Here is a 1,129-nt window from a genome sequence, read left to right as displayed (position 1 = left end):
CCTGCTGGGGTCGTGACTGCGGTTAGTCTATCATGGGCATCCCAGCTGTATTGCCATTGCTTGGGCCTAAAACCATGGCTGCAGATGCGTTTTTTATTAGCCTGCGATAAGCGCTATAATAAAAGACCCAGGAAATAGGTATGTTTTTTATATCAACTCTGCCATCCTTAACGCCATTATTTTTTCATCTTCATTTGTTAATATTAAAAAACCACAAAAATCATCATCCTCAACATCATGTACAAACCAGAAGACATCTTTATCAAAATACATTTTCCTGATTTCATTAACCCACTCCCTTAACTCACTTAAAAACCTATCTCTAGATCCCCACCCTTCAAAAAAGTCAGTCACCCCAATCGAAAAAGCCTCAAAACATTCATATTCAGCAGTATTCCAAACATAATATTTTGCTGATTTACCATACAACCTAACCCATGAATCGACCTCTTTCTCTTGGCATATCCCTACGAGAATTTCAGCATTATCCCCCTGATCAAAAACCACTGTAAAACCAATACAGAAAATTTTAAAATCGCATTTTTTTGTATAGTCACTAATTGAAAGAATTAATTCTTTTACGCGTTTATTAACACCCTTTCTAAACTTTAAACCTTCCACTTTCTAGCTCCTTTGTTATTTTATTAAGTTCTTTCTTAATACTTTCCTCACTAAAATTATTCGTTATTCTTTCCATAACTTCTCTTTTGTATTTGTTAGTATGGACTCTAGAGTGCGGTATATGCGGTAATTCATGCTCATTTTTTACACTAGTACTAGTGGGAAGAAAAGTACCATTTTCCGTCTCATTTATATCGACGCCATATTTTTCTATCGCCACAAAAGGCTGAAGCAGAATACTTCAAAACTTATAACGAGGTGGCCAGTTTTAGTTGACCACTACATTCCATATGTTCCCTCGTAGCAACAACATCTGGGTGCGTTGAATTTGACATTACATTGTGGTGAGCGGCATGTGGATATGGAGGCTCTTCCTTACCACTAGAGATCATATTTTTCCTCAAAGTTATTGCATCACTACTACATCCAACCAACCCAAACGGATCAACCCAATCCATCGGGTTATGCACATAACCCTGCGGCCTTAATCCACCGGCAAGACCGATAG

At 37.7% G+C, this 1,129-nt stretch carries 2 protein-coding genes; both read right to left on the bottom strand.

What is annotated here, in order from left to right; all coding sequences use genetic code 11:
* Window positions 1-147 precede the first annotated feature (147 nt).
* Window positions 148-621 carry a hypothetical protein gene (locus tag K1M91_RS21180; protein ID WP_232804245.1) on the bottom strand — a complete coding sequence of 158 codons (474 nt, stop codon included), beginning with the start codon at window positions 619-621 and terminating at the stop codon, window positions 148-150.
* Window positions 622-869: 248 nt separating this feature from the next.
* Window positions 870-1,129: hypothetical protein (locus K1M91_RS21175; RefSeq protein WP_232804244.1), on the bottom strand; the 260-nt coding region annotated here is incomplete at its 5' end.

The organism is Motilimonas sp. E26 (assembly GCF_021278025.1).
Taxonomy (GTDB): domain Bacteria; phylum Pseudomonadota; class Gammaproteobacteria; order Enterobacterales; family CBDFNC01; genus Motilimonas.
The sequence above is the reverse complement of the archived record's forward strand: the minus strand, read 5'-3'. Positions and strand labels throughout refer to the sequence as shown.